The 24,581-nt window shown below is 72.4% G+C and carries 17 protein-coding genes and 2 pseudogenes; 5 read left to right on the top strand and 14 right to left on the bottom strand.

Annotated features, from left to right (window positions below; translation table 11 throughout):
- Positions 1 to 159 precede the first annotated feature (159 nt).
- The gene (locus tag ME121_RS28860) at positions 160 to 495 is read right to left on the bottom strand and encodes a GIY-YIG nuclease family protein (protein WP_012320985.1); all 336 of its coding nucleotides are present in this window, start codon (positions 493 to 495) and stop codon (positions 160 to 162) included.
- Between the two features lie 72 nt (positions 496 to 567).
- On the opposite strand from ME121_RS28860, the gene ME121_RS28855 reads away from it, so the two are divergent.
- Entirely contained in the window at positions 568 to 1,257 is a 690-nt protein-coding gene (locus tag ME121_RS28855) for a DUF2239 family protein (RefSeq protein WP_206406781.1), read from the top strand.
- Between the two features lie 5 nt (positions 1,258 to 1,262).
- Here ME121_RS28855 and ME121_RS28850 read toward each other — a convergent pair whose 3' ends face one another.
- From ME121_RS28850 to ME121_RS28815, 7 genes and pseudogenes are all read right to left on the bottom strand, one after another.
- Complete coding sequence (locus tag ME121_RS28850) at positions 1,263 to 2,954, bottom strand: methyl-accepting chemotaxis protein (RefSeq protein WP_012320987.1); 1,692 nt, start codon at positions 2,952 to 2,954, stop codon at positions 1,263 to 1,265.
- 393 nt (positions 2,955 to 3,347) lie between these two features.
- Positions 3,348 to 3,775 (bottom strand): annotated as a pseudogene (locus tag ME121_RS28845) (nitrilotriacetate monooxygenase); the annotation flags it as partial.
- A 450-nt stretch (positions 3,776 to 4,225) separates the two neighbouring features.
- Complete coding sequence (locus ME121_RS28840; RefSeq protein ID WP_053621245.1) at positions 4,226 to 5,182, bottom strand: aliphatic sulfonate ABC transporter substrate-binding protein; 957 nt, start codon at positions 5,180 to 5,182, stop codon at positions 4,226 to 4,228.
- 456 nt (positions 5,183 to 5,638) lie between these two features.
- On the bottom strand, positions 5,639 to 7,684 hold the full coding sequence (locus tag ME121_RS28830) for a TonB-dependent receptor (protein ID WP_059410028.1): 2,046 nt from the start codon (positions 7,682 to 7,684) through the stop codon (positions 5,639 to 5,641).
- A gap of 295 nt (positions 7,685 to 7,979) precedes the next feature.
- Positions 7,980 to 8,423 carry a nickel-responsive transcriptional regulator NikR gene (gene nikR / locus ME121_RS28825; protein WP_029360006.1) on the bottom strand — a complete coding sequence of 148 codons (444 nt, stop codon included), beginning with the start codon at positions 8,421 to 8,423 and terminating at the stop codon, positions 7,980 to 7,982.
- A gap of 395 nt (positions 8,424 to 8,818) precedes the next feature.
- On the bottom strand, positions 8,819 to 10,393 hold the full coding sequence (locus ME121_RS28820) for a PepSY-associated TM helix domain-containing protein (RefSeq protein WP_059410026.1): 1,575 nt from the start codon (positions 10,391 to 10,393) through the stop codon (positions 8,819 to 8,821).
- Positions 10,394 to 10,403: 10 nt separating this feature from the next.
- Positions 10,404 to 12,761, bottom strand: coding sequence for a TonB-dependent siderophore receptor (locus ME121_RS28815; protein WP_059410025.1), 2,358 nt, complete (start codon positions 12,759 to 12,761; stop codon positions 10,404 to 10,406).
- 341 nt (positions 12,762 to 13,102) lie between these two features.
- On the opposite strand from ME121_RS28815, the gene ME121_RS28810 reads away from it, so the two are divergent.
- Together ME121_RS28810 and ME121_RS28805 are read left to right on the top strand one after the other, a co-directional pair.
- On the top strand, positions 13,103 to 13,927 hold the full coding sequence (locus tag ME121_RS28810) for a 2-keto-4-pentenoate hydratase (RefSeq protein WP_071000081.1): 825 nt from the start codon (positions 13,103 to 13,105) through the stop codon (positions 13,925 to 13,927).
- 101 nt (positions 13,928 to 14,028) lie between these two features.
- On the top strand, positions 14,029 to 14,259 hold the full coding sequence (locus ME121_RS28805; RefSeq protein ID WP_012320994.1) for a hypothetical protein: 231 nt from the start codon (positions 14,029 to 14,031) through the stop codon (positions 14,257 to 14,259).
- Positions 14,260 to 14,286: 27 nt separating this feature from the next.
- Here ME121_RS28805 and ME121_RS28800 read toward each other — a convergent pair whose 3' ends face one another.
- Both ME121_RS28800 and ME121_RS28795 read right to left on the bottom strand, forming a co-directional pair.
- Positions 14,287 to 14,994 carry a response regulator gene (locus ME121_RS28800; protein ID WP_012320995.1) on the bottom strand — a complete coding sequence of 236 codons (708 nt, stop codon included), beginning with the start codon at positions 14,992 to 14,994 and terminating at the stop codon, positions 14,287 to 14,289.
- Positions 14,991 to 15,509 carry a MarR family winged helix-turn-helix transcriptional regulator gene (locus ME121_RS28795; RefSeq protein WP_043074459.1) on the bottom strand — a complete coding sequence of 173 codons (519 nt, stop codon included), beginning with the start codon at positions 15,507 to 15,509 and terminating at the stop codon, positions 14,991 to 14,993. Before ME121_RS28795 ends, ME121_RS28800 begins: the two co-directional genes overlap by 4 nt.
- A gap of 216 nt (positions 15,510 to 15,725) precedes the next feature.
- On the opposite strand from ME121_RS28795, the gene ME121_RS28790 reads away from it, so the two are divergent.
- Positions 15,726 to 17,093 carry an 8-oxoguanine deaminase gene (locus ME121_RS28790; protein ID WP_059410024.1) on the top strand — a complete coding sequence of 456 codons (1,368 nt, stop codon included), beginning with the start codon at positions 15,726 to 15,728 and terminating at the stop codon, positions 17,091 to 17,093.
- An 81-nt stretch (positions 17,094 to 17,174) separates the two neighbouring features.
- On the opposite strand, the gene ME121_RS28785 is transcribed toward ME121_RS28790, so the two are convergent.
- The 4 genes from ME121_RS28785 to ME121_RS28770 form a co-directional block, all read right to left on the bottom strand.
- Entirely contained in the window at positions 17,175 to 18,848 is a 1,674-nt protein-coding gene (locus ME121_RS28785; RefSeq protein ID WP_012320998.1) for a formate--tetrahydrofolate ligase, read from the bottom strand.
- A gap of 260 nt (positions 18,849 to 19,108) precedes the next feature.
- Positions 19,109 to 20,059 carry an OmpA family protein gene (locus ME121_RS28780; protein ID WP_059410023.1) on the bottom strand — a complete coding sequence of 317 codons (951 nt, stop codon included), beginning with the start codon at positions 20,057 to 20,059 and terminating at the stop codon, positions 19,109 to 19,111.
- A gap of 168 nt (positions 20,060 to 20,227) precedes the next feature.
- Complete coding sequence (locus ME121_RS28775) at positions 20,228 to 22,096, bottom strand: tetratricopeptide repeat protein (protein WP_012321000.1); 1,869 nt, start codon at positions 22,094 to 22,096, stop codon at positions 20,228 to 20,230.
- A 306-nt stretch (positions 22,097 to 22,402) separates the two neighbouring features.
- Positions 22,403 to 24,076: an electron transfer flavoprotein-ubiquinone oxidoreductase gene (locus ME121_RS28770; RefSeq protein ID WP_024828989.1), complete on the bottom strand. Its 1,674-nt coding sequence runs from the start codon at positions 24,074 to 24,076 to the stop codon at positions 22,403 to 22,405.
- A gap of 237 nt (positions 24,077 to 24,313) precedes the next feature.
- Here ME121_RS28770 and ME121_RS28765 point away from each other — a divergent pair.
- Positions 24,314 to 24,581 (top strand): annotated as a pseudogene (locus ME121_RS28765) (uracil-DNA glycosylase); the annotation flags it as partial.

Genomic DNA, 24,581 nt, shown 5'->3' with positions numbered 1-24,581 from the left:
CGCGCTCCGCCAGCGCCCGGCAGAAGGCCTCGGTCCAGCGGATCATCTGCGTCCCGAGACCGGCGATCAGGAGGATCGTCTCGGCGGCCGCGTCGCCGAAGCAGTCATAGGCCAGGGTGACGCCGTTGGCCGGCAGGTGCCCCGACGCGTCCGGCGCACTCATATCCGGACCGCCCCCAGGCGGTCCGCCCATCGGGTCAGGTGCTCCCTCATCGCCCGGTCCCTGACGTAGCCGCTCGCCTCCTCGTCCAGCCGCTCGACGATCTCGAACGCGAAGGCGTCGGCGCCGTGCCGGTTCCAGGCGTCCTGGAGCGTGCGGTGCGTGTTCGTGCCCAGGCGCAGGGTGAACCAGAGGCGATTCCTGATGGCCGGCAGGTCGGGGGCTCCGCCGACCCAGGTCTCGCCGGTGGCCGCGCAGCGGATCGCGTAGATGCCGGCCTCGACCGCGCGATCCTTGTAGGCGTTCACGGCCGCCTTCCGGGCCTCTCTCGGCATCGGACGTCCTCTCACTCCGGCAGCGATGCTATCGAAGAGCACGGACGCAGGCAATATTACCCGGGTAAAATAATGGACCAGGACAGGCTCGGGCAGGGCTCGGACGGGTCTGCCGTTTCGGACGAGGGACGGCCGACCTTCACCGCCTTCGTGGGCCCGCGGCGGCTCGCCAGCGGCGCCCTGCGCGACGTGGCGCTCGCCGTGAAGGCGCTGGCGGCGGAGGGCGGCGACCCGGTCCTGACCTTCGACGATCGGTCCGGTTCCGTCGTCGACCTCGACCTGCGCGGCACCGAGGCGGACGTCGTCGCTCGGCTCGCCCGGCGCGAAACGGCGGACGCCGCCGCGAGCGGTCACGTGAGCCGGCCCGACTCCGAGGGCGCCGCGCGGGGCCGCGGTCGCCCCAAGCTCGGCGTGATCGCCCGCGAGGTGACGCTGCTCCCCCGTCAGTGGGAGTGGCTCGCGGCGCAGCCCGGCGGCGCCTCGCAGGCGCTGCGGCGCCTCGTCGACGAGGCGCGGCGCACGGATGACGGACAGGCCCGGGTGCGGGCTGCCCGCGAGGCCGCCTACCGCTTCCTCGCCGCCGTGGCGGGCGATCGCCCCGGTTTCGAGGAGGTGATCCGGGCGCTCTTCGCCGGCGACGGCGCGGGCTTCGCCGGCCGCATGGCGGCGTGGCCCCCCGACATCCGGGACCACGCGCTGAAGCTCGCGGCCCCGGCCGCCCCGTCGGCGGGTCCGGATGCGCCGTCGCGCACCCGGCCCTGACGCGCTCAGGCGGCGCGGACGGTCGCGAGGAAGCGGCCGACCTCGGCGCCGAGATGCTCGGATTGCCGCGACAGCTCCGAGGCCGCGTCGAGGACCTGGCCGGCCGCGGCCCCCGTCTCCTCCGACGCCTGCGCCACCCCGGCCATGTTGCCCGTCACCTCGCTGGTGCCGGTCGAGGCCTGCGCCACGTTGCGGACGATCTCCTGGGTCGCCGCACCCTGCTGCTCGACCGCGGCGGCGATCGAGGTCGCCACGCCGCTGATCTCGCGGATCCGGCCGGTGATGCCGGCGATCGACGTGACCGCCTGCCCGGTCGAGGCCTGGATCTGCGCGATCTGGCCGGAGATCTCGTGCGTCGCCCTGGCGGTCTGCTCGGCCAGCGCCTTGACCTCGGAGGCCACCACCGCGAAGCCCTTGCCGGCGGCCCCGGCCCGGGCCGCCTCGATGGTGGCGTTGAGCGCCAGCAGGTTGGTCTGGCCGGCGATGTTCGAGATCAGCCCGACCACGTCGCCGATGCGGGTGACGGCGGCGCTGAGTTCCTGCACGCGGAGGCCGGTCTGATCGGCCTCGCTCACCGCGAGGTGCGCGAGGCTGGCCGAGCCCTGCACCTGCCGGCCGATCTCCTGCACCGACGAGCCGAGCTCCTCGGCCGCCGCCGCGACCGTGCTGACGTTGGAGGCGGCTTCCTCGGCCGCCGCCGCCACGGTCGTCGACTGGCTGGCGGTCTCGGTGGCGGTGGCGGTCATCGCCTGCGCGGTCGCCTGCAGCTCGGTCGCGGAGGACGACACCGTGCCGATGATCCCGCCGACCGCGGCCTCGAAGTCGTCGGCCATCTGCCGCATGCCGGCCTTGCGCTGCTCCTCGGCGGCCAGGCGCGCCTGCGCGGTCTCGTCCTCCAGACGGCGGGTGCGGATCAGGTTGTCCTTGAACACCTGAACGGCCGCCGCCATCGCGCCGACCTCGTCGCGGCGCGCGCGGTGGGGCACCTCGCCCCCCGTGTCGCCCGCGGCCAGGACGGTCATCGCGCCCGTCATCGCCTGGATCGGGCGGGACACGCGCAGCAGCACGAACGCGGTGGCGCCGCAGGCCGCCAGCACGCTCAGCGCGGCGGAGAGATAGGCCGTCAGGGTCGCGAAATCCGTCGCCGCCATGGCGCTCTCGGCGTCCGCGTGCGCGCCGCGCTCGTTCAGGGCGACGTCCTTGGCCAGCGTGTCGCGGGCCTCGTTGTAGAGATCGATGTTGGCCGGGTCGGCCATGAGCCGGATGCCGTCGGCACCCTGGCCCGCCTCCGCCAGGCGCGCCGCCTCGCGGCCGACGGTCTGGTAGCGCTCCCAGGTGGCGCCGAAGGCGTCGTAGAGGGCCCGCTCCGCGTCCGACGAGATCAGCGGCTCGTAGGCCTTCCGGGCGGCGGCGAGCGCCGCGACGGCCTGGTCGGTCTGCCGCGCGTTGTCGGCCCGCGTCTCGGGACTGCCGGACAGGGTCAGCGTGCGCAACTGCTTGATGCGCACATCCGAGGCCGCGGCGCGGATGTTGGTGATCGCCACGACGGAGGGGAGCCAGTTCGTGGCGACGCCCGTGACGTTGGCCCGGATGCCGGAGAGCGTGAGGGTCGTGAGAACGGCCTGGCCGGCGCACAGGAGCGCGAGGAGGCCGAAGGCGGCGAGGAGCGACGCTTTGACTGTCAGGTGAAGGCGCATGATCCGGTCCTGGACGAGGCATCCCGCACGTCCGCGACGGCGCCTGCCGGAGCGCAGACGGTCGGGCGGCCGCACGGGCACGAAGGGGTGAGCCTGGACCGGCTTCCCGCCCTCACAGGCAGCCCACCAAGCAGCCTACACTTCGCTCGGAAAGTCTTAATATTTATATCCAAGCGGTCTTTGAACGGATTTGTCTGCGGTCAACTAAACTTGATTAGCTCTTTCTCTGTGTCGCCCTACCCGACAACCGGATTACTCTTGCGGCCATCCCCGCTCTCCCCCGTTCCGCGCGGGGGCGCCGCGCGCTAGAGCAGCGCGAGGAGGGCGAGCGCGCAGGAGGCGCCGACGCAGAGCGCGAGGAAGACGTCTCCCCAGGACAGGTTCCGGGCGGGCTCAGCGGCATTCATGGGCCGGCGAACGCCCTGAGGCCGACCGGGTTCCCGGGGCGCGCGCAGCGACGGGCACGGTGTCGCCGATGCGCAACAGCCCCGGCCGGAACAGGCCCCGCGCCTGCGGCAGCCGCACGACTGCGCGCACGAAGTCGCTGAGGCCGTCGGGGAAGACGGGCGGCATGACGGTGATGCCGTCGGCCGCGCCCCCGTCTCGAACCTGGCCTGCACGCGGTCGGCCACGTCCGCGGCGATGCCGACGATCACGTGGTGGCCGCGACCCGCCGCCACTCGCAGGGCGGTCCGGCGGATGGTCAGGTCCTCCCGGCGCGCCAGGGCGGTGCGGCGCTCGGCGCGGCTGCGGCCCTGGTCCGAGACCGGCAGGTCGGGCAGGGGCCCGTCGAGGTCGTAGGATGCCGGCGCGTGGCCGATCACCGGCAGGAAGTCCGGCCTCACCGCCACCACCGAGACGACGGGGCTGAACGGGGCGTGCGCCGCGCCGCCCAGCGCCCGGGACGGGAGCATGTTCAGCGCGAAGAACGCGACCATGCGCTGGACCGGCATCGGCGTGCTGCGCGGGCTCGACATAGGCCCGCACCGGCCCGGCGGGCCACGGGCGGCCGGAAGTCAGGGCCGCCGCGGAGGCGGTGTCCCCGAACGGCGCCCCCGACAGGATGATGCCGACCGTGAGCTTCTCGCGGCCCTTGATCCGGTGGGGGGGCGCGTCCGCCCGCGCCGAGGCGGGATCTCGACGGGGGTGCGCGCCATGACGGCCGCGCCGCGCTCAGCGCGGCGCGGTTCTCCATCCGGAGCGCCGGCACGCACGGGAAGCCGGATCGACCCGCGGGGGAACCCTCCGCGCCCCGGATCGCCGCGGGTCCGTCAGGTCCGCGGCGGCGTCCAGAGCGCGTCCCGGACCTGGATCGGCCGCGGGAGGAGCCCGAGCCGGTGGAACCGGTCGGCGGTCGATTGCTGCTTGGCCGCGAGCGCGTCCGTGACCGGGCCGACGCCGAACTCGGAGCGCGCGGCGACGACCGTCTCGATCGGGTACGGGACGCCGGTCACGCTCGACAGCACCTGCGCGACCTGATCCCGGTGGGCCTCCGCCCAGGCGGCCGCGTCCGCCAGCGCCGCCACCGTCGCCGTGACGATCCCCGGGTAACGGTCGGCGAAGCTCCGGCGCGCCAGGAAGAAGTCCGAGACGGCGTGGGTCTGCCGCGAGGTGGTGAGGACCCGCGTGTCGTCGTGCGCCTGCGCCAGGGCGAGGTAGGGATCCCAGATCACCCAGGCGTCGACGCTGCCGTTCGCGAAGGCGGCGCCGGCGTCGGAGGGCAGCAGGTAGGCGGGCCTGACATCGGAGAAGGCGAGGCCCGCCTTCTCCAGGGCCGTCACCAGCAGGTTGTGCGAACTGGTGCCCCGCGCCACCGCGACGGTCCGGCCCTTGAGGTCGGCGACGGTGCGGATCGCCGAGCTCGCCTTCACCACGACGGCCTCGCCGTCGCCGGACAGCACCGAGGCGCCGACATAGACGAGATCGTTGCCGGCCGCCTGCGCGAAGATCGGCGGCGTGTCCCCGGCGAAGCCGAAATCGATGCTGCCCGCGTTGAGGGCCTCCAGCAGCGGCGGCCCGGCCTGGAACTCGACCCAGCGGACAGCGACGCCCTGCGGCGCCAGACGCGTCTCGATGACGCCCTGCCGGCGCGCCACCACGACCACGCCGACCTTCTGGTAGCCGATCCGGAACTCCTTCGGCGCCGCGTCCTGCGCGGCCGCGCCGGTGGCGAGGCCCGCCCCGAGGGCGAGGATCAGGGCCGCGGCGCGGCGTCGTGTTGTCGTCACGGGGGGACCTCCGTCGCGGGGTGAGCGGGCGCTTCGACCGGCCCGAACCGGCCGGTCACGGCCTGCGGACGACGCAGGAGGTCGGGGATCGGGCGGACCGCCTCCACCCGGGGCCGGAGCGCCGCGATCCGCGGGGGATCCGCCTCCGGCCCGATCCGGACCGCGTCGGCGCGATCCAGCGCGCCTCTCGTCGTCGGGATAGGCATCGATGGGGGGCATGCGGCACGATCCGGCGCGGCAGGACATCCGGGACTTCCCCGAGACGATCTCAGGATAGCGCGCGGCCGGCAGAAGGAGCTTCCGTAGTTCCCGTGCCGGCGGGAAGGTCTTACTGGGACCAGGGATGCCGGAAGACCGAAGCGATGCCCGTGCGGAACCGGCACCTCCGTCGCGGAGAGTGCGGCGCGGCGGCCGGATCGACGCGCGGGACGCGGCGAATCGCGCCGGCGCCGGCGGTCAGAACCGTCCGGCGATCGTCAGGCGCACGGCCGTGGGCTCGACGGGATGGAAGACGCGGTCGATCAGCCCCTCGGCGGGCTCACCCGGCAGGCGGGACGCGTACGCGTAGGTGATCTGGTCGGACCTGCTGTTGGTCAGGTTCAGCACGTCCAGCGAGACGCTCACGCCATTGCCGAAGGCGTAGCCGATCCGGCCGTTGACGAGGGCGGTCGACCGCGAGCGGATCGAGTTGTCCTCGATCAACGGGCGCGGCCCGAAGTAGCGGAAGCGGAGCGACCCGAACCAGCCGAGGGGCTCACCGAAGGTCACCCCCGCCGACGCGATGGTCGTGGGGGCTTCCGGGACCCGGTTGCCCGCCGGGTCGTAGCGGGAGAACCGGGCGTTGGTGATCGTCAGATCCCCGTCCAGGGCGAGCCACGGCGTCAGCGCGTACCGGTTCGTCCACTCGACGCCGAAGCGCCGGGTCGGGCGGCTCGGCTCCGTGGTGCCGGTGTCGCCCTGGAAGATGTTCTCCGAGGCGAAGTCGAGCCGGAACAGGGCGAGGCTCGTCTCCAGCCCGGCGATCGAGCGGTTGCGCAGGCCCAGCTCGTAGCCCGTGGAGGGCACCAGGAAGGGCGACCGGGTGATGTTGAACAGGGGACTCGCGGGATCGACCGTGGCGGTGACGCCGCGCGCGTCGTTCGAGTGGAAGCCGCCGCCGTAATTCACGTAGATCTCGGTGTCGGACCAGGGCCCGAGCACGAGGCCGAGCTTCGGGTTGACGATGCCGTCGGTGGCCCGGCCGGAATTCGCCGGCGTGTCGGAGCGGACATCGGCGTAGTAGCCGTCCGCCCGCAGGCCGACGCTCGTGCGCAGCCACGGGGTCCAGCGCACCCGCGTGTCCAGGTAGAGGGCGCCGCTCGATTCCAGCACGCGGTCGTCGAGCACGGTCGACCGGTACCGGCGGAAGGCGGTGTTGAACAGGCCGACGCGGATCGAGTCCGTCCGGGTCTGGGCGCCGACCTCGACCTCCAGCGGCCGGCCGAACAGGTCGCCCTGGAAGATGTGCAGCACCTCGCCGCCGCCGAGGACGCGCTGGTCGAGCTGGTGGAACTGGTCGCCGCCGACGGGATCGTTGAGGAAGTAGGTGAAGTCGTTGAACAGGTTCATCTGGTAGCGGATCACGTAGGCCGAGGCCCGCGTGATCCCGGTGTCGTCCGTGGCGCTGAACCGCCCCGAGAGCGAGAACCGGCCGGTGTCGCCGCCATCCGTGGGGTTGAGGGTGCCGTAGCGGCCGATCAGCCCCGCGCCGACGGCCCGCTCCGGGATCTGGTTGGTGGCCGTCCAGCGGGACGCGTAGGCCATGCCGGTGACCGCGAACCCGTCCAGCGCCGTGCCCTGGCTGTAGCGGGCGACGCCGTTGAGCTTGCGCAGCGCGTCCGGGACGGCCCACGGCCCGTCGTAGACCTGCGCCTCGCCGGCCACGAGCAGGTTGCCCTCGCCCACCGGCACCGAGGCGATCGACAGGCCCCGCTTGTAGCCGAAGCTGCCGATCGTGGTCAGCGCGAGGTTCTTCTGAACGGTGTCGAGATAGTCGATGCGCACCGAGCCCGCGGAGGCGAAGTCGCCGTCGCGCACGAAGTACGGTCCCTTGTGATACTCCACCGCGCCGACGAGTTCGGGGATGAGGAAGTTGAGGTCGGCGTAGCCCTGGCCGTGGGCGTGGGTGCGCATGTTGACCGGCATGCCGTCGACGCTGATGGCGATGTCGGTCCCGTGGTCGAGGTTGAAGCCGCGCAGGAAGTACTGGTTGGCCTTCCCCTCCCCGCTGTGCTGGGTGACGATCAGGCCCGGCACCGCCTCCAGCACCTCGCCGGGGCGCGTCACCGGGCGGGCGTTGAGGGCCGCGCCGCCGATGAGGCCGGCGCTGGCCGCGTCGACGGTCAGCAGGGAGCCGCCGATCCCGGTGACGCCGCCGACGTAGCCGGCGCTGGCGCCGGGCGTGCCGGCCGCGGGGACGACCGGGGGCGCAGCCGAGACCACCGAGATCTCGGACAGGGTCACGGCGGAGGCTGCCGGGGCACCGGTATCCGGCGCCGCCCAGCCGCGCCCGCCGGTCGCGACGGCGAGACCGCCCGCGGCGAGCAGCCGCGTCACGGCGCGGCGGCCGGGAGCGGCAGGAGGGTGGCGGGAGATCGGGCGGGACACCGGCGGATCGGAGGAGGCGTGGCGATCCTCGGACCCTCGCACGCCGCGCGTATGATAAACATACGAAAAATTCACACCGGCGGATCGGCGCGGTCGTGTTGCCCGCGGGGCGCAGTCGAACCGTCCTCGGGACGCCGTCCGGGCGCGGCCCTCACTCCGGGCCGTCGCCGTGGCCCGGACGGGTCGGCGCGTCATCGCCCTCGGGGATGAGGTGCAGGTGGCCGTAGCGGACGCCGCGCTGCGTGACGACGGCGTCGGCGTAGCTCTGCATCCGGGCCGGCGGCCCGCGCAGCACCGCCACCTCGAGGCACGCGTCGTGGTTCAGGTGCACGTGCAGGCTGGCGATCGAGACGCCGTGCTCATGCCCCTCGCCGGTCAGCCGGCGGGCCAGGTCGCGGGTGCCGTGGCTGTAGACGTAGCTCAGGGCCCCGTAGCAGGCCCCCGATCCGCCGGTCTCCGCTGCGCGGCCCGGCGCCAGGGCGTCGCGGACGATGTCGCGCACCGCCTCCGAGCGGCTGCCGTAGCCGCGCCGCGCGCAGAGATCGTCGACCGCCGCCAGCAGGGCGTCGTCGATGGTGATGGTGATGCGCTGCATGCCCGTCCCGCCGCTCCCGTCGCCTTCTGGTACGGGGACGCGGGGTCCGTGAACAGCCGCCGGGGGCCCATCGGCCGGCGCGGCAGAAAAAGAGCCTCGAGGGCCGCGCCTCGAGGCTCGAGTTCTGGGTCTCGGGGTCATGTCCAGCGTGCGCTTGGGATGGACCGCGCTGGAACGCCTGTGCCGAAGGATCAAGGGCGTGAAAATCGACGACGCAGGCGCGACCGGCCAACATGCCGGCCGCGCCATTCTGCACAGATACAGTCGAGGCGCACCCGATATATGCCAGGCTTGGCAAAGTATTTTGAATTAATTCGCCGAACCCGGTTCAGGATACCGGTTCAATTTTATCATATCGGCTCCCGGTCGCCCAGTTCCGTCATGCCGGGCCGGGCCTAGTCCCGCCGCGCATGCGCCGCGATCGAGAGCCCGGCGGCCTTCGTGGGTCGGCGGGACGCTCCGCCGCGCCGCGCGGTCGTGCGGACCGCGACCAGGAGGAGGGCGGCGAGGGCCAGCATCGCGCCGTCGAAGGCGAGGAAGACCGGCTCGACCGGCGCGTCCCCGCCGATCCGGCGCGCGACGAGGCGTCCGACATCCGCGGCCGCGACGGCGCCGTACAGCCCGGCCGCCGCCGTCAGGGTCTCCGGCCAGACCCGCCCGGCCGGGCGCAGGAACGCCGCCGCGGCGACGAGCAGCCAGACGGCGAAGAAGGTCCCGACCTCCCAGTCCGCCCGCGCGGGCAGCGCGGCGGGCAGGAGCCGGTTGGCCAGGAAATAGGCGGCGACGGCCGCGGGCAGGCCGGCGATCGTGGCGACGTTCAGGCCCTGGACGAGCCGCAGGCCGAAGCCCCCGGGCGCGTCCCCCTTGGGCAGGCGCGCCACGGCCCAGAGCAGCAGCCCGGTCGCCACCATGGCGCTGCCGGCCACGCCGCACAGGAAGAACAGCACCCGCAGGGCCGGGCCGGCGAAGTGCGCCTCGTGCAGGCCGACCATCGCGGTGAACGTCTTGGTCGCCGGCCGCAGGCCGCCCGCGCGCACCTCCAGGACCGCGCCCGTCACGCCGTCGAAGGCGATCTGCGGATGCTCGTGGGAGAGGCCGTGCGGCTCCTCGAACACCGCCACCACCGTGGCGTTGGCGTCCTTCGGGTTGACGATGGTGATCCGCTCCAGGGGCTCCGGCCGCATCGCCAGCGCGCGGACCACCAGCGGCCCGACCGGCGCCAGCGTGCCGGGCTGGCCGGCGGGCGGGCGCGGCGCGGTGATCTGGCCGGACTCGGCGAAGTAGCGCTGGCTGTCGCCGCGATAGGCCGCGTGCAGGCCCCAGGGCACGTACATCACCATGAGGGTGGCGAGCCCGGTATAGGTGATCATCAGGTGGAACGGCAGGGCGAGGACGCCCGTGACGTTGTGCGCGTCGAGCCAGCCCCGCTGGGCGGACTTGTCCCGGCGGAAGGTGAAGAAGTCGGCGAAGATGCGCCGGTGGGTGACGATCCCCGAGATCAGCGCCACCAGCATGATCATCGCGCAGGCGCCGACGATCCAGCGGCCCCAGAGCGGCGGCAGGTTCAGCTCGAAGTGGAAGCGGTAGAGGAAGTCGCCGCCGCGCGTCGCCCGCACCGCCGCCGGCGCGCCGCTGTCGGGATCCAGGAGGACGTGGCCGGGCGGCCGGCCCGGGCCGGTCCGCCAGAACAGCTCCAGCACCGGCCGGTCCGGCCGCGGCAGCGCGAGGAACCACGTCCGCGCGCCGCCCGCGTGGGCCTGCAGGTGGGCGACGCCGCGCTCGGCCGCCGCCGCGAGCTCCGCCGCCCCGAAGGTCCGGTCGGTGCGGAGCTCGGGCCGCATCCACTGCGAGATCTCCGGCCGGTAGTAGCTCGCCGTGCCCGTCACGAAGACGGCGAACAGCACCCAGCCGACGACGAGGCCCGACCAGGCGTGGAGCCACGCCATCGACTGCCGGAAGGTCTTGCGCACGGCGACCGCCTCACCAGCGGTAGCGCAGGGTCGCGTAGACCGTGCGCGGCAGGCCGTAATAGCAGCCCGAGTAGGTGAAGCAGCCGGTCACGTAGCGCTCGTCGAGCAGGTTCTGCACGTTGATCTGCGCCGTGAGCCCCGTCAGCCGCGGGTCGAGATGCTTCATGTCGTAGGAGGCGACGGCGTCGACCAGCACGCTCTCGGGCACCTGGAAGGTGTTGGCCGGATCGCCCCAGGATGGGCCGAGGTAGCGCACGCCGCCGCCGAGGCCGAGGCCGAGCAGCGGGCCGCTGGTGAAGCGGTAGTCGACGAACAGCGAGGCCGTCGTGTCCGGCACCTGCACCGGCCGCAGGCCCTGGAGCGGCACCTGCCGGCGGGTCAGGTCGTTCGTGGTGAAGCCGGTGTCGCGGACGTTGCGGATGTCGAGGAGCGAGAAGCCGCCGATCAGGCTGAGGCCCTCGGCGAGGGTGGCCCGCGCCTCGAACTCGACGCCCTGCACGCCGACCTCACCGGTCTGCACGACGAAGCCGGGATTGACCGGGTCCGTGGTGGTCGCGTTCGAGCGGCGGATGTCGAAGAACGCGGTGGTCAGCAGGATGTCGGTGCCGGGGGGCTGGTACTTGATGCCGGCCTCGTACTGGTTGCTGGCGATCGGGACCGGGATGCGCCCGGCCGAGCCGAAGGCCGTGTCGAAGATCCGCCCGTTGACGATCGGCTCGAACGCCTCGCTGTAGGAGACGTACGGGGCGACGCCGCTGTCGAACAGGTAGAGCAGGCTGGCGCGGCCGGTGAAGGCCTCGGCCGGCACGTCTTGGATGGTGAGCCCGTTCGGCGCGAAGGTGCGGGTCGGGCCGGTCTGCCGGGCGGTGTCGTAGCGGCCGCCGAGCGTCAGGATGAAGCGGTCGAACTTCGCCTGATCCTGGAAGTACACGCCGGTCTGCTGCGCGTCGATCCGCGAGGTCGACGTGAAGGCGGGGAACCGGATCGGCAGGTCGTGGTCGGGGGCGAGGGCGTTCAGGCCCGTCGTCGCCGGGAACGGGCCGGTGACCGACCGCGTGCTGAAGGTCCGGTGGTCGACGCCGAGCAGCGCCGTGTGGGCGATCGGGCCGGTGTCGAAATCGGCGATGAAGTTGTTGTCCATCGTGTAGGCTTCGATGTCGACCTGGGTGCCGCCGACCGAGCGGCCGATGGTCGGGCCGCTCGTGTACGGGCCGTTGACGTCGCCGAAGGTCGTGAACACGCTCCGGTAGTCGCCGTTCGTGCGCAGGTAGCGGCCGGCCGAGTGGAAGCGCAGGTTCTCGGTGATCCGGTGGTCGAACAGGTACTCGATGGAGGCCTGGGTGCGGTCGGAGCGCTCGATGTTGCGGTCGCCGTCGTAGAAGTTCACCGGCAGCCGGCCGAAGACGCCGTTGCCGAAGTTGCGCGGGAACACCGTGCCGACGGCCGGGAAGCCGCCGTAGAAGCCCGAGAACGGGTCGCGCTGGTAGTTGGCGATGATGGTGAGTGAGGTGTCGGCGGAGGGCCGCCACGTGAGGCTCGGATTGATGAAGGCGCGCTCGACCTTGGTGGTCACGGCCGGCCCGTCGCCGTTCCAGCCGAGGCCGATGACCCGGTAGGCGAACTGGTCGGCGAGGCCGGGGATGTCGGATTGGATCGGCCCGCCGACGTCGAAGCCGCCGCGGACCTCGCTGAAGCCGCCGCCCTGGACGAAGATCTCGCCGTGGCGGACGAATTGCGGGACCTTCGAGACGAGGTTGACGAGGCCGCCCGGACCGGACTGCCCGTAGAGGACCGAGGCCGGCCCCTTGATGATGTCGACCCGCTCCAGGCGGTAGGGATCGACGCTGGGGAAGGCGTCGCGGTTCGTGGGCAGCGCCATGTTGTCGAGGAAGATCGGCGCGGTGAAGCCGCGGATGTAGAACTGCTCCAGGCGCGTCGAGCCGGCGCCGCCCCGCTGCTCGGTGGTGACGCTCGGCGTGAAGCGCAGCGCCTGGTTGATGGTCAGGGCGTTCTGGTCCTCGATCTGCTGGCGCCCGATGACCGACACCGACTGCGCCGTCTCCAGGATCGGCGTGTCGGTCTTCGTGCCGACCGTGCTGCGGCTGGCGACGTAGCCGGGCACCGGCCCGGTCGCCCCGCCGCGCCCGTACAGATCGCTGTTCAGGCTGCGCCCGCGCGCCTCGCCCATCACGCTCAGTTCGGACAGTTCGATGTCCGTGGCGGGCGCGGGCGGGACGGGCGCGGGCTGGGCGATCGCGGCCGTTCCGAGGGCGAGCAGAGATGTCGACGATACAAACCCGATCCGGAGCAGCCTCTCCGCATGATCGTACGCGCGCGACGCGGTCAGCCCGCCAACAGATCTCGACATTACACCGACTCTAAACTACAAATACTGGGCGAATAGGCGCCGAGTCCCAGCTATCACGGATCCGTGAGCGGAATGTGCCCCCGAAGACACATATTCCAGAAACGTAGTTTGGTATTTATCTAATGAGAATATGCGGCCGGGCCGGCATTCCGGGCATCGGCCGACCGCGACCCGGTCCTCCGGCACGCCGCGGCCGCCGCAGGTTTGAGGGCACCGGCGGCCGGCGAGGCGGGGACAAATCGCGCGTTCACGGCGGTGACTGCCCTGCGTAAGATCGGCGGCGCCGCGATCGAGGCGGCCCGACGCGGATGTCACCCCGTCGGCCCTCACGCCGTTCGCCGATGACCGAGCCGATCTCCGCCGCGGCCCATGCCCGCACGATCCTGGCCGCGCACGAGCATCGCCGCCCGATCGCGCCGCTGACCGACTGGGATCCGACCCTCGACCTGCCGGCGGCCTACCGGGTCGCCGAGGCGGTCCGGGTCCTGCGCGGGGAGCGCGGCGAGCGGCCCGTCGGCTACAAGATCGGCTTCACCAACACGACCCTGTGGGAGCGCTACGGCGTCCGGGCGCCGATCTGGGGGCACGTCTACGACACGACCCTGCGCGACCGGGCCGCGCTGACTGGGCCGGTCCCGCTCGCCGCCTTCGTCGAGCCGCGGATCGAGCCTGAGATCGTGTTCGGGCTGGCGCGCGCGCCCGAGCCCGGCATGGATGCCGAGGCGCTGATCGCCTGCCTCGACTGGGCGGCGAGCGGCTTCGAGATCGTGCAGTCGCTCTACCCCGGCTGGCGCTTCGCGGCGCCCGACACGGTCGCGGCCTTCGGCCTGCACGGGCTGCTGGTGGTGGGCGAGCGGGTGCGGATCTCCCCGGACGCGCGATCGGCCTGGATCGGCGACCTCGCGGGCTTCACCGTCGACCTGCTCCGGGACGAGGCCGTCGCGGACCGGGGCGGCGGCCGCTGCGTGCTCGGGACGGGGCCGCTCGCCGCCCTGGCCCACCTCGTCGATGCGCTGGCTAACGATCCGGCGGCCGCGCCGCTCGCGGCCGGGACCGTCGTCACGACGGGCACGCTGACGGACGCGCTTCCGGTCGCCGCCGGTCAGCGCTGGCGCGCGCGGCTCGACGGGCTGCCGCTTCCCGGCATCGACCTTGCCCTGAGCTGAAAGGCCCGGCACGCGTTATCGTGCCGGGTTCGTGCAGTTTCCCGGCCGGCTCCGGGACTCGGGCATTGGTGATGGTTAGCCGACATGCCAAATGCTGGACCATGCCTGGACGCCTGCGGCGACGCCACACGACCTTCCTCGTCTCCGTCACCGCGGAGGGCGCGGCGCCCGGCGCCACGGTCTACGCGGTGATGAAGCCCAGCGCCGAGGAGGCGCTGGAGGCCGTCCGCGCCCTCGCCGCCCCGTCGGCCAGCCTCGCCATCGTAGGCAGCCTGTCCACCCGGATCGCCAAGGCCCTCAAGCTGAAGCCCGACGCGCCGCGGGTGGTCTGAGCCGCCCGGCGCCGGCCCGCGCGCGGCTCAGTCGACCGCGAGCCGGTAGCCGACGCCCCGCACGGTCTGCAGGAAGACCGGGTTGGCGGGGTCGACCTCGGTCTTGCGGCGCAGGCGGTTGATCTGCACGTCGACGGTCCGCTCCGCCGCGGCGCCCCCTGGCCCGGCGAGCTGCTCGCGCTCGACATTGGCGCCGCCCGCCGCCGCCAGGATCGTCAGGATCTCGCGCTCGCGCTCGGTGATGCGGATCAGCTCGTCGTCCCGGCGCAGCTCGCCCCGGTCGATCCGGAACGCGAACGGCCCGAAGGTGACCGCCTCGGCGGAGGCCGGGCGGGGCCGCGCGCTGCGCTTGATGATGTTGTTGAGCCGCAGCGTCAGCTCCCGCGGCTCGAACGGCTTCGGCAGGTAATCGTCCGCGCCGATCTCCAGCCCCATCACCCGGTCGTTCGGGTTGGAGCGCGCCGTGAGCATCAGGATCGGCACCCGGGAGGTCTCGCGCACGCTGCGCGCGTAGTCGAAGCCGTTCTCGCCGGGCATCATCACGTCGAGCACCATGGCGTCGAACACGACGCTCTGGGCCCGGGCCCGCGCCTCCGCGGCGCTCGCCGCCGCGGTGACCCGGAAGCCCTGGTCGGTGAGGTAGCGGGCGAGCAGCTCGCGCAGGCGGCGATCGTCGTCGACCACGAGGACGTGGGGTGCCTCGTCGGGCAGGTCGGACCGGGCAGCGTGGCTCACGCGGGCTCCTCCGCGCCGAGGCGCCCCTCGGCCCCGCCCCCGCGCCGCGCCATCAGGCGCTGGACCGCCGGCCGGTCCTCCGGCTCGATCATCGCCATCAGGAAGTCCTCCGGGGAGCCCCGGGCATCCGGCGCCGCGAGCGCCCGGGCGAGGCGGCGGGCCTGGACCCGGGTGAGGTCGGCCGCGAGCCCGGCCCCGGCCTCGGTGCAGTAGAGGAGGCGCTGGCGGCGGTCGCTGGAACCGGGCTTCTGCGCGACGTAACCCTGCCCGATCAGGTCCTTGAGCACCCGGTTCAGGCTCTGCTTGGTGATGCGCAGGATGTCGAGGAGCTCGGCGATCGTGAGGCCCGGGTAGCGGTCGACGAAGTGCAGCACCCGGTGGTGGGCGCGGCCGAAGCCGTAGGCGGCCAGGATCCGGTCCGGATCGCCGACGAAGTCCCGGTAGGCGAAGAACAGGAGCTCGATCAGGTCGTCGCTGCCGAGGGCGGCGCCCGGGACGGGTTTCGGCGCGAACATCTCCTCGCGCGGGGCTGTCCGTGTCACGGCGCGGCCGCTCCCAACGGGTGATAGGTCAGTCCCCATGACGTTTCTCAAGGCGGCCCGGGCCCGTCAACCCTGGCCGGGGCGGCCGGGGCGCCGACCGACGCGGATCCCCAAGCGCGATCCCGCGGGATTGCCGCCGGTCCGGCACCTCCGCTACGCAGGCCCCTCGGGCGACGGGAGCGGACGCGCATGGCCGAGGCAGCTGAACCGGGACCGGACCGCCTCTGGATCCGCGATCCGCGCGCAGTCCTGGCCGAGGGCGTCGGCGGCGGGATCGTCGTGGCGGGCACCCGGATCGTCGAGTGCGTGCCGGCGGGCGCGCGGCCCGCCGCGCCCGTCGACGCGGTCTTCGACGCGTCGCGCCACGTGGTCATCCCGGGGCTCATCAACACCCACCACCACGCCTTCCAGACGCTGACCCGCGCCCATCCGCTGGCGATCAACAAGCCGCTCTTCCCCTGGCTGAAGGCGCTCTACACCGTCTGGGGGCGGATCACCCCCGAGGCGTTCCGGCTCGCCACCCGGGTCGCCTTCACCGAACTGCTGCTCTCGGGTTGCACCACGGCGGGCGACCACCACTACCTGTTCCCGAAGGGCCTGGAAGCGTCGATGGACATCCAGGTCGCGGAGGCGCGGAGCCTCGGGGTCCGGGCCGCGATCACCCGCGGCTCCATGAGCCTGTCCGACCGCGAGGGCGGTCTGCCGCCCGAGAGCCTGACCCAGGACGACGACGCGATCCTCGCCGATTGCGAGCGGGTGCTGAACCTGTTCCACGACCCCGGCCCCGGCGCGATGGTGCAGGTCGCGCTCGCCCCCTGCTCGCCCTTCGCGGTGACCGGGCGCCTGATGCGCGAGAGCGCGGCGCTCGCGGCCCGGCACGGGTGCCGGCTGCACACCCATCTCGGCGAGACGCGGGACGAGGACGCCTACTGCCAGCAGATGTTCGGCTGCCGCCCGGTGGAGTACCTCGAAGAGGTCGGCTGGCTGAGCGACCGGGTCTGGCTCGCCCACGGCATCCACTTCGACGATGCCGAGGTCGCGCGGCTCGGCAGGGCCGGCGTGGGCGTCTGCCACTGCCCGACCTCGAACATGACCCTGGCCTCGGGCAGATGCCGCACCTGCGAGCTGGAGGCGGCGGGCGCGCCCGTGGGCCTCGGCGTCGACGGCTCGGCCTCGAACGACAGCTCGAACCTGATGGAGGGCGTGCGCCACGCCCTGCTGATCAACCGGCTCAGCTACGGGGCGGAGGCCGTGACGCACCTGGACGCCCTGCGCTGGGCGACCGAGGGCTCGGCCGCCTGCCTCGGCCGCTCCGACATCGGCCGGATCGCGCCGGGTCGCGAGGCCGACCTCGCGCTGTTCACCCTGGACGAGCTGCGCTTCTCCGGCGCCCACGACCCGCTGGCGGCCCTGGTCCTGTGCGGCGCCACCCGGGCCGACCGGGTGATGGTTGCGGGTCAGTGGCGGGTGATCGACGGGCAGCCGCTCGGGGTCGATCTCGGCGCGCTCCGCGAGGCCCATTCCCGGCTGGCGGTGGAGCTGTTCGGGACCGCGTAGCGCGCGGCCCCCGATCCGGCCCGCTCCGCTCGCGAAGACGAACGGCGGGGCCCGCCCGTGGGCGGGCCCCGCGCGCGATCCTCAGAACAGCCCGTCGATCTGGCCGTTGGCGTCCAGCCGGATCGTGTCGGCGGCCGGCACCCGGGGCAGGCCCGGCATGGTCATGATCTCCCCGCAGATCGCCACCACGAAGCCGGCGCCGGCCGAGAGGCGGACGTCGCGCACGCCGACGATGTGGCCCTCGGGGGCGCCCATCAGGGTCGGGTCGGTGGAGAACGAGTACTGGGTCTTGGCCATGCAGATCGGCAGGTGGCCGTAGCCGTCCTTCTCGAAGGTGGCGAGCTTGCCGGCGGCCTTCGTCTCGATCTGGATGTCGGCGGCGCCGTACAGCTTGGTGGCGATCGCCCGGATCTTGTCGGTGAGGCGGCTCTCGGTCTCGTAGGCGTGGCGGATCGGCGCCGGCTCGGCCTGGCTGAGCTTCACCACCGCGCGGGCGAGCTCCTCGGCCCCGGCGCCGCCCTCGGCCCAGTGGCGGCAGGTGATCGCCTCGACGTCGAGCCGCTCGCGGCACAGTTCCTTGAGCTTGGCGTGCTCGGCCTCGGTGTCGGCGTGGAAGTGGTTGACGCCGACCACCACCGGCAGGCCGAAGCCGCGCAGGTTGGTGACGTGCCGGGCGAGGTTGGCGAAGCCCTTCTCCAGGGCGTCGATGTTCTCGGCCCCGAGGTTCTTCTTGTCGACGCCGCCGTGCATCTTGAGGGCGCGGATCGTCGCCACCACCACCACGGCCGACGGGGTCAGCCCCGCCTGCCGGCACTTGATGTCCAAGAACTTCTCGGCGCCGAGATCGGCGCCGAAGCCGGCCTCCGTCACGGTGTAGTCGGCGAGCCGCAGGCCGGCCCGCGTGGCGATCACCGAGTTGCATCCGTGGGCGATGTTGGCGAAGGGGCCGCCGTGGATCAGCGCCGGGTTGCCCTCGAGCGTCTGCACGAGGTTCGGCTGCAGGGCGTCCTTGAGCAGCACCGTCATGGCGCCGGTCGCCTTCACGTCCTTGAGGGTGACGAGCTTGCGGTCGCGGGTCTCGGCGATGACGATCCGGCCGAGGCGCTCCTCCAGGTCGGCGAGGTCCTTGGCGAGGCAGAACACCGCCATCACCTCGGAGGCCACCGTGATGTCGAACCCGTCCTCGCGGGGGAAGCCGTTGGCGACGCCGCCCAGCGACTGGGTGATCGCGCGCAGCGCGCGGTCGTTCATGTCGACGACCCGGCGCCAGTGGATGCGGCGGACGTCGATGTTGAGCTCGTTCGCCCAGTAGACGTGGTTGTCGATCAGCGCGGCCGCGAGGCTGTGGGCCGACGTGATGGCGTGGAAGTCGCCGGTGAAGTGCAGGTTGATCTGCTCCATCGGCACGACCTGCGCCTTGCCGCCGCCGGCAGCGCCCCCTTTCATGCCGAAGCACGGCCCGAGCGAGGGCTCGCGCAGGCAGATCATGGTCTTCTCGCCGATGCGGTTCAGCGCGTCGCCGAGGCCCACCGTGGTGGTGGTCTTGCCCTCGCCGGCCGGGGTCGGGGAGATCGCCGTCACCAGCACGAGCTTGCCGGGCTTCCGGCTCTCCAGCCCGGCGATGTAGCCGTGGTCGATCTTGGCGATGTGCTTGCCGTAATTGTGGAGCGCGTCATCCGGGATGCCGAGCTTCTCGGCGACCTGCGCGATCGGCTTCAGGGTCGCGGCGCGGGCAATCTCGATGTCTGACGGCATGGGCCTTCCTCCCTGGGTCGCGGGCACGCTGCCCGCCCGCCGGCTCTTGCCGTGCGAATCTCCTGCCGTGCGGGCTGCGGCATGGCCGCCCGCGAACGGCCACGCACTGTGCGTCAAAGCCCGCGAAAATGCGCGTCGATTTTTATGAGCTGGCGGACAAAATACTCTTGTCGATCGCGCTGTCCCCTGCTCAGGCGCCGGAGCGGGCCCGGATCGGCCGTCCGAGACCGGCGTCGAGCGGCGCCCGCCATCCGCGCCCGTCAGAACTTGACCAGCTCGACGCGCCGGTTCTGCGCCCGCCCCGCCGCGCTGTCGTTGGAGGCGACCGGGCTGGCGGCCCCGAAGCCCTCGGCCCTCAGCCGGTCCTTCGCGATGCCGGCGCCGACGAGCCTCGCCACGACCGCCTTGGCGCGGCCGTCGGACAGGGCTTGGTTGTGCGCGGCGGCCCCGGTCCCGTCCGTGTAGCCGTTGATGGCGAGCCGCAGGCCGGGATCCGTCCGCAGCAGGGCCGCCACCGCGTCGATCTGCGGGGCGGAGGCCGGCAGGATCTCGGCCCTGTCGGTGGCGAAGTTGACCTGGATCACCGCCTTCCCGGTCTTGTCGAGATCCTGCTTCAGCCGCTCGGCGGGCAGGAGGGCGGCGGTCTGGACGAACGGCTTCGTCTCGAGGATCGTCCAGGCCGCGCCGTTGCTGTCGGGCACGAAATGCACCCAGATCTGCCGGTCCGGGCGGCGGATCACCCAGGTCTGCACCGGCGCGCCGTAGACGTTGCCCAGGCCCTCGTACATCCCGACCCGGATGTCCTCCGGCAGCGTCTCGGTCACGGCGTCGGGGATCCGGCCGTCGGCGATCTTCCGGCCGCCGGCCTGGGTCAGCACGGCCTCGATGTTCTTCCTCAGCTCGTAGGAGGCGTAGGTCTTGCCGTCCTTGGGACCGATCAGGGACAGGAAGACCCGGCCCTCGACGTCGTGCAGCGCCGTCCCGGTCCAGAACGGGAAATGCCCGAACGCGCGCGTCTCGGGCGGGTTCAGCGGCTGGTAGCCGTCGGGCAGCGCGAAGTAGGGGAAGCGGCCGAGCGGCGCGTCCGAGACGGGCACCGCATCGATCGCGAAGGCCGCCGGCGCGTCCTGCGCGCGCGCGGGTGCGGCCCCGATCCCGGACGCCGCGCAGGCGAGGGTCAGCAGGATCCGGACAGGCTTCAGCGCTCTCACGTCGCACTCCGGCACGTTGCGGAGGCGCGACGATAGCGGGGGCCAATCGGGAGGCAATTAGGTCTCACGACCTACGGCCCCGGGCGCCCGAAGCCGCGACGGGCCGGCGGACGATCGTCGGGACGGCGCGGCAGCCGCACCGCCCCGAGGCGGGATCGGGCGGGAGCCCTAGCCCCCCGACTTCTTGGCCTTGTCGGCCGAGCCCGGCGCCTCGTGCGGCTGGGGCGCGCCCTTCGGCAGTTCCGGGTTCTCGGCGTTGTGCGGGGCGGCGACCGGGGCCGGCACCGTCTCGGCGGTGGCCGTCGGCTTCTCGATGTCGGGCAGCCCGTCCTTCAGCTTCGCGTTGATCTGCGCGAGGTCGTCCGGCTCGGGGTTCAGGTCCTTGGCGTGCTGCCACTGGAACTTGCCCTCGAGGCGCCGGCCCGAGCGCCAGTAGGCGTCGCCGAGGTGGTCGTTGATGGTCGGATCGCCGGGCTTCAGCTCGACCGCCTTCTCCAGCTCGCGCACCGCGTCGTCCCAGCGGCCGAGGCGGTAATAGGCCCAGCCGAGGCTGTCGACGATCATGCCGTCCCGGGGGCTCGCGTCGGCGGCCTGCTGCAGCAGCTTGAACGCCTCGTCGATGTTGATGTTCTGGTCGACCCAGGAATAGCCGAGGTAGTTCATCACCTGCGCCTTGGCGGCGGGCTGGTTGGCCGGCACCAGCGACAGGGCCTTCTTCAGGTCGGCCTCGGCCTTCGGCCACTGCTTGGCGCGCTCGTAGGCGGTGCCGCGGAAATAGTAGGTCGTCCAGTAGTTGGATTGCGGCCGGTCGCCGATCAGGTCGATGGCGCGGGTGTAGGTGGCCGCCGCCTCCTCGTACTTCTTGCGGGCGCGCTGGACGTTGCCGAGCGCCGTGATGACGTCGATGTCGTCCGGGTGGGCCTTCATCGCCGCGTCGAGATGGGCGAGCGCCTCGTCGCCCTTGCCCATCTGCTCCAGGTTCAGGCCGATCTGGATGTCGGCGTTGAGCTTGAGCGGGGAGTTGGCCGGGATCTGCGCGTAGGCCTCGTTGGCGCGCTCGGGCTGCTTCATCCGGTCCAGCGTGTCGGCGAGCGTCAGCCGCGCGAGGGCGTGGTCGGGGGCGAGGTAGAGCGCCAGCCGCAGGTAGATCACCGCGGGCAGCTCGTCGCCCTGGGTCGAGCCGGCCGAGCCGAGCCCGTACAGCACCTCGGCGGCGCCCTCCTGGGCGGTGCCGATCAGCCGGGTGAGCGGCTTGCCCTCCTTCAGCTTCTCGAGGGCGTCGCGCACGAGCGGGTGGCGCGGCGAGAGCTGGTCGAAGTCGGAATAGGCCTGGATCGCCAGGTCGGTGCGGCCGAGGCTGGCCTCCATCCGGGCGTAGGCGTCGACGATGCGCAGGGTGTTGTGGTCGGCGTCGTAGGCGGCCTTGAGCCGGCGCTCGGCCTCGGCGTTGTCGCCGGTCACCGAGGCGATCAGGCCGGCGTGGTAGTCGCGGAAGGTGTTGTAGTAGCGCTCGCCCCGGAGCTTGTTGACCGTCTCCAGCGCCTTCTTGCCGTCGCCCGCGCCCGCGTAGGACCACGCGGTCAGCAGCGTCGCGGTCAGGTCGGTCGCAGCACCCCGGCCGCTCCGGGAGAAGTTCTGGCGAGCGGCGGCCCACTGGCCGGCCTTGATCTGGCGCACCCCGAGGGAGAGGTTGGCGAGGCCGTTGGTCGGATCGCGGGCGATCAGCTTCTCGGCGGTGCGGAACGCGTCCGGCAGGGCACCGTCGGCCAGGAGCGAGATGAAGGCGCGCTCGACGAGTTCCGCGTTGCGCGGGTCGGCCTTCACCGCCTCGCGGTAGAAGGTCGCCGCCGCCGCCGTGTCCCGCGACGCGCCCGCGATGTAGGCGGAGAGGAAGTTGCCCTCGAGCGAGTCCGCGGGCTCGTAGTCGAGCACCGGGGTCGATTCCTTCGGCTGCGCCGCGAGCACGGTCTGCGGAAGCCCGGCGGCGAGCAGCAGGGCGAGCGCCGAAACGCTCCGGCGGGCGCGTGTCATCATCATGAACCGATCGCGGCTCCTGGGCGCCGGCTCACGAGAGGGCCGGGCGCGAGAATGGCGGGGCATCCCCGAAAAAACGTTGGGGACACTGAACCCATCCCGCCAGCCCCGCAAGGCGAAAGGATGGCGCGCCTCCCGATCGGGAAGCGCCGGGGCTCGGCGACCCGTCCCCGCCCCGGGTCACACCTCCGTCATCGCGGGCGAAGCGAAGCGACCCAGAGATGCGCGACCGCGGCAAGCGGGGCGCCGCCGGATCGCTCCGCGCGCGAGGACGACCGAGCGCCCGAGGCGCTCCGGCGAAGCTCCGCCTCACATGTTCGGGTAGTTCGGCCCGCCCGGGCCCTCCGGCGTCACCCAGTCGATGTTCTGGTTCGGATCCTTGATGTCGCAGGTCTTGCAGTGGACGCAGTTCTGCGCGTTGATCTGGTAGCGCACCCCGTCGCTGGCGGAGGCATCCTCCACCCACTCGTAGACGCCGGCCGGGCAGTAGCGGCCCGAGGGCCCGCCGTAGACGTCGTGCTCGGAGCGCTTCTGCAGCTCCAGGTCGCGGACCTTCAGGTGGGGCGGCTGGTCCTCCTCGTGGTTGGTGTTCGACAGGTAGACCGAGGAGAGCCGGTCGAAGGTCAGCTTGCCGTCCGGCTTCGGGTAGACGATCGGCGTCACCTCCGAGAGCGGCTTGAGGCAGGCGTGATCCGGCTTGCCGTGCGAGAGCGTGCCGAACGGCGAGGCGCCGAGGATGCTGGTCGCCCACATGTCGATCCCGCCGAGCCCCACGCCGACCAGCGTCCCGTACTTGGACCAGAGCGGCTTGACGTTGCGCACCGCCTTCAGGTCCTGCCCGATCGGGCTGTCGCGCCAGCCGGCCTCGTAGGCGGTGAGCTCGTCGCCGGCGCGGCCCGCCTTCAGGGCGTCCGCGATGGCGTCGGCCGCCTGCATGCCGGACAGGATCGCGTTGTGCGAGCCCTTGATCCGCGGCACGTTCACGAAGCCCGCCGAGCAGCCGACGAGGCACCCGCCCGGGAAGACCAGCTTCGGCACGGACTGCCAGCCGCCCTCCATGATGGCCCGCGCGCCGTAGCCGATGCGCTTGGCGCCCTCGAAGGTCTCGGCGATCATCGGGTGGGTCTTGAAGCGCTGGAACTCCTCGAACGGCGACAGGGTCGGGTTCTCGTAGTTCAGGTGCGTGACGAAGCCGACCGAGAGCAGGTGGTCGTCGAAGTGATAGAGCCATGAGCCGCCGCCGGCCCTGTTGGGCAGCGGCCAGCCCATCGTGTGCTGCACGAGGCCGGGCTCGAACTTGCCGGGGGCGAGCTGCCAGAGCTCCTTCACGCCGAGCCCGTACTTGAAGTGGTCGCTGTGCCGGTTGAGCTCGAAGCGCCGGATCAGCCCCTTGGTCAGGTTGCCCCGGGCGCCCTCGCCGAACACCGTGTACTTGCCGCGCAGCTCCATGCCGCGGGTGTAGTCGTCGCGCGGCTCGCCGGACTTGCCGATGCCGAGATCGCCCGTGGCGATGCCCGCCACGGCGCCGTTTTCGTCGAACAGCACCTCGGAGGCCGGGAAGCCTGGATAGATCTCGACGCCGAGCGCCTCGGCCTGCACGCCGAGATACTTGCAGGTGTTGGACAGCGAGCCGACGAAGTTGCCGTGGTTCGACATCAGCTTGGGGAAGAACACGTTCGGCAGGGTGATGCCGCTGTTCTTGGTGAGCATCATGAACTCGTCGCGCTGGACCTCGGTCTTCAGCGGACGCTCCGGGTCGGTGCGCCACTCGGGCAGCAGGCGATCCAGGCCGATCGGGTCGATCACCGCCCCCGACAGGATGTGGGCGCCGACCTCCGAGCCCTTCTCGACGACGACGACCGAGATCTCCTCGCCGATCTCGGCGGCGCGCTGCTTCAGGCGGATCGCGGTGGCGAGGCCGGCCGGGCCGGCGCCCACCACGACCACGTCGAAATCCATGCTCTCGCGTTCGGGCAGCGCCATCCTCAGGTTCCTTTTCTTGTTCCGGCGCCCGGTTCGTCGCCGGGCCGGCCTTCCTGATGCCGTCTCAAGCGATTCCAAGCTAGAAAGGCAAGTTGCCGACGCTCAAGCTCGAGGCAAAGTTCCCTTTGCCGCGGGGAACGGCGTCACAGCGCTGTGCCGCGCCGCGCTGTTCGGTCACGCAAGTCCTTGCCACCCGGAGCGATTCGGCGAGTTGTCCACAGGCCCCGGCGATCCCACATGCTGAGTCCCATGCCGAGCTCCACCGACGCGCAAGCCGACCTGATCGCCTATCTCGACTTCCACGTGGAGGCCGGTGCCGACGCGGCGCTCGACGAGCACCCGCACGACCGCTTCAGCGAGGCCGACGCGCCCGCGCCTACCCTGCGCGCGCCGCGCCGTGCAGCGCCCCGGGCCGCCGAGCAGCCCGTCAGCCCCGTCGCCAACACGCTCGTGCCGCCCCGGGCTCGGCCCGCCGGCCGCGGCGCCGCGCACCTTCGGCCGCGCC

The sequence above is a fragment of the Methylobacterium sp. ME121 genome (genome assembly GCF_000974725.1).
GTDB classification, from domain to species: domain Bacteria; phylum Pseudomonadota; class Alphaproteobacteria; order Rhizobiales; family Beijerinckiaceae; genus Methylobacterium; species Methylobacterium radiotolerans.
The sequence above is the reverse complement of the archived record's forward strand: the minus strand, read 5'-3'. Positions and strand labels throughout refer to the sequence as shown.

What these genes read in the sequence shown, in the direction of transcription:
- ME121_RS28790 (WP_059410024.1), top strand. Translation starts at nt 15,726, where the DNA reads ATGGCCGAGGCAGCTGAACCGGGACCGGACCGCCTCTGGATCCGCGAT.
- ME121_RS28785 (WP_012320998.1), bottom strand. Translation starts at nt 18,848, where the DNA reads ATGCCGTCAGACATCGAGATTGCCCGCGCCGCGACCCTGAAGCCGATC.
- ME121_RS28815 (WP_059410025.1), bottom strand. Translation starts at nt 12,761, where the DNA reads ATGTCGAGATCTGTTGGCGGGCTGACCGCGTCGCGCGCGTACGATCAT.
- ME121_RS28770 (WP_024828989.1), bottom strand. Translation starts at nt 24,076, where the DNA reads ATGGCGCTGCCCGAACGCGAGAGCATGGATTTCGACGTGGTCGTGGTG.
- ME121_RS28855 (WP_206406781.1), top strand. Translation starts at nt 568, where the DNA reads ATGGACCAGGACAGGCTCGGGCAGGGCTCGGACGGGTCTGCCGTTTCG.
- ME121_RS28850 (WP_012320987.1), bottom strand. Translation starts at nt 2,954, where the DNA reads ATGCGCCTTCACCTGACAGTCAAAGCGTCGCTCCTCGCCGCCTTCGGC.
- ME121_RS28810 (WP_071000081.1), top strand. Translation starts at nt 13,103, where the DNA reads ATGACCGAGCCGATCTCCGCCGCGGCCCATGCCCGCACGATCCTGGCC.
- nikR (WP_029360006.1), bottom strand. Translation starts at nt 8,423, where the DNA reads ATGCAGCGCATCACCATCACCATCGACGACGCCCTGCTGGCGGCGGTC.
- ME121_RS28775 (WP_012321000.1), bottom strand. Translation starts at nt 22,096, where the DNA reads ATGATGATGACACGCGCCCGCCGGAGCGTTTCGGCGCTCGCCCTGCTG.
- ME121_RS28805 (WP_012320994.1), top strand. Translation starts at nt 14,029, where the DNA reads ATGCCTGGACGCCTGCGGCGACGCCACACGACCTTCCTCGTCTCCGTC.
- ME121_RS28860 (WP_012320985.1), bottom strand. Translation starts at nt 495, where the DNA reads ATGCCGAGAGAGGCCCGGAAGGCGGCCGTGAACGCCTACAAGGATCGC.
- ME121_RS28795 (WP_043074459.1), bottom strand. Translation starts at nt 15,509, where the DNA reads ATGTTCGCGCCGAAACCCGTCCCGGGCGCCGCCCTCGGCAGCGACGAC.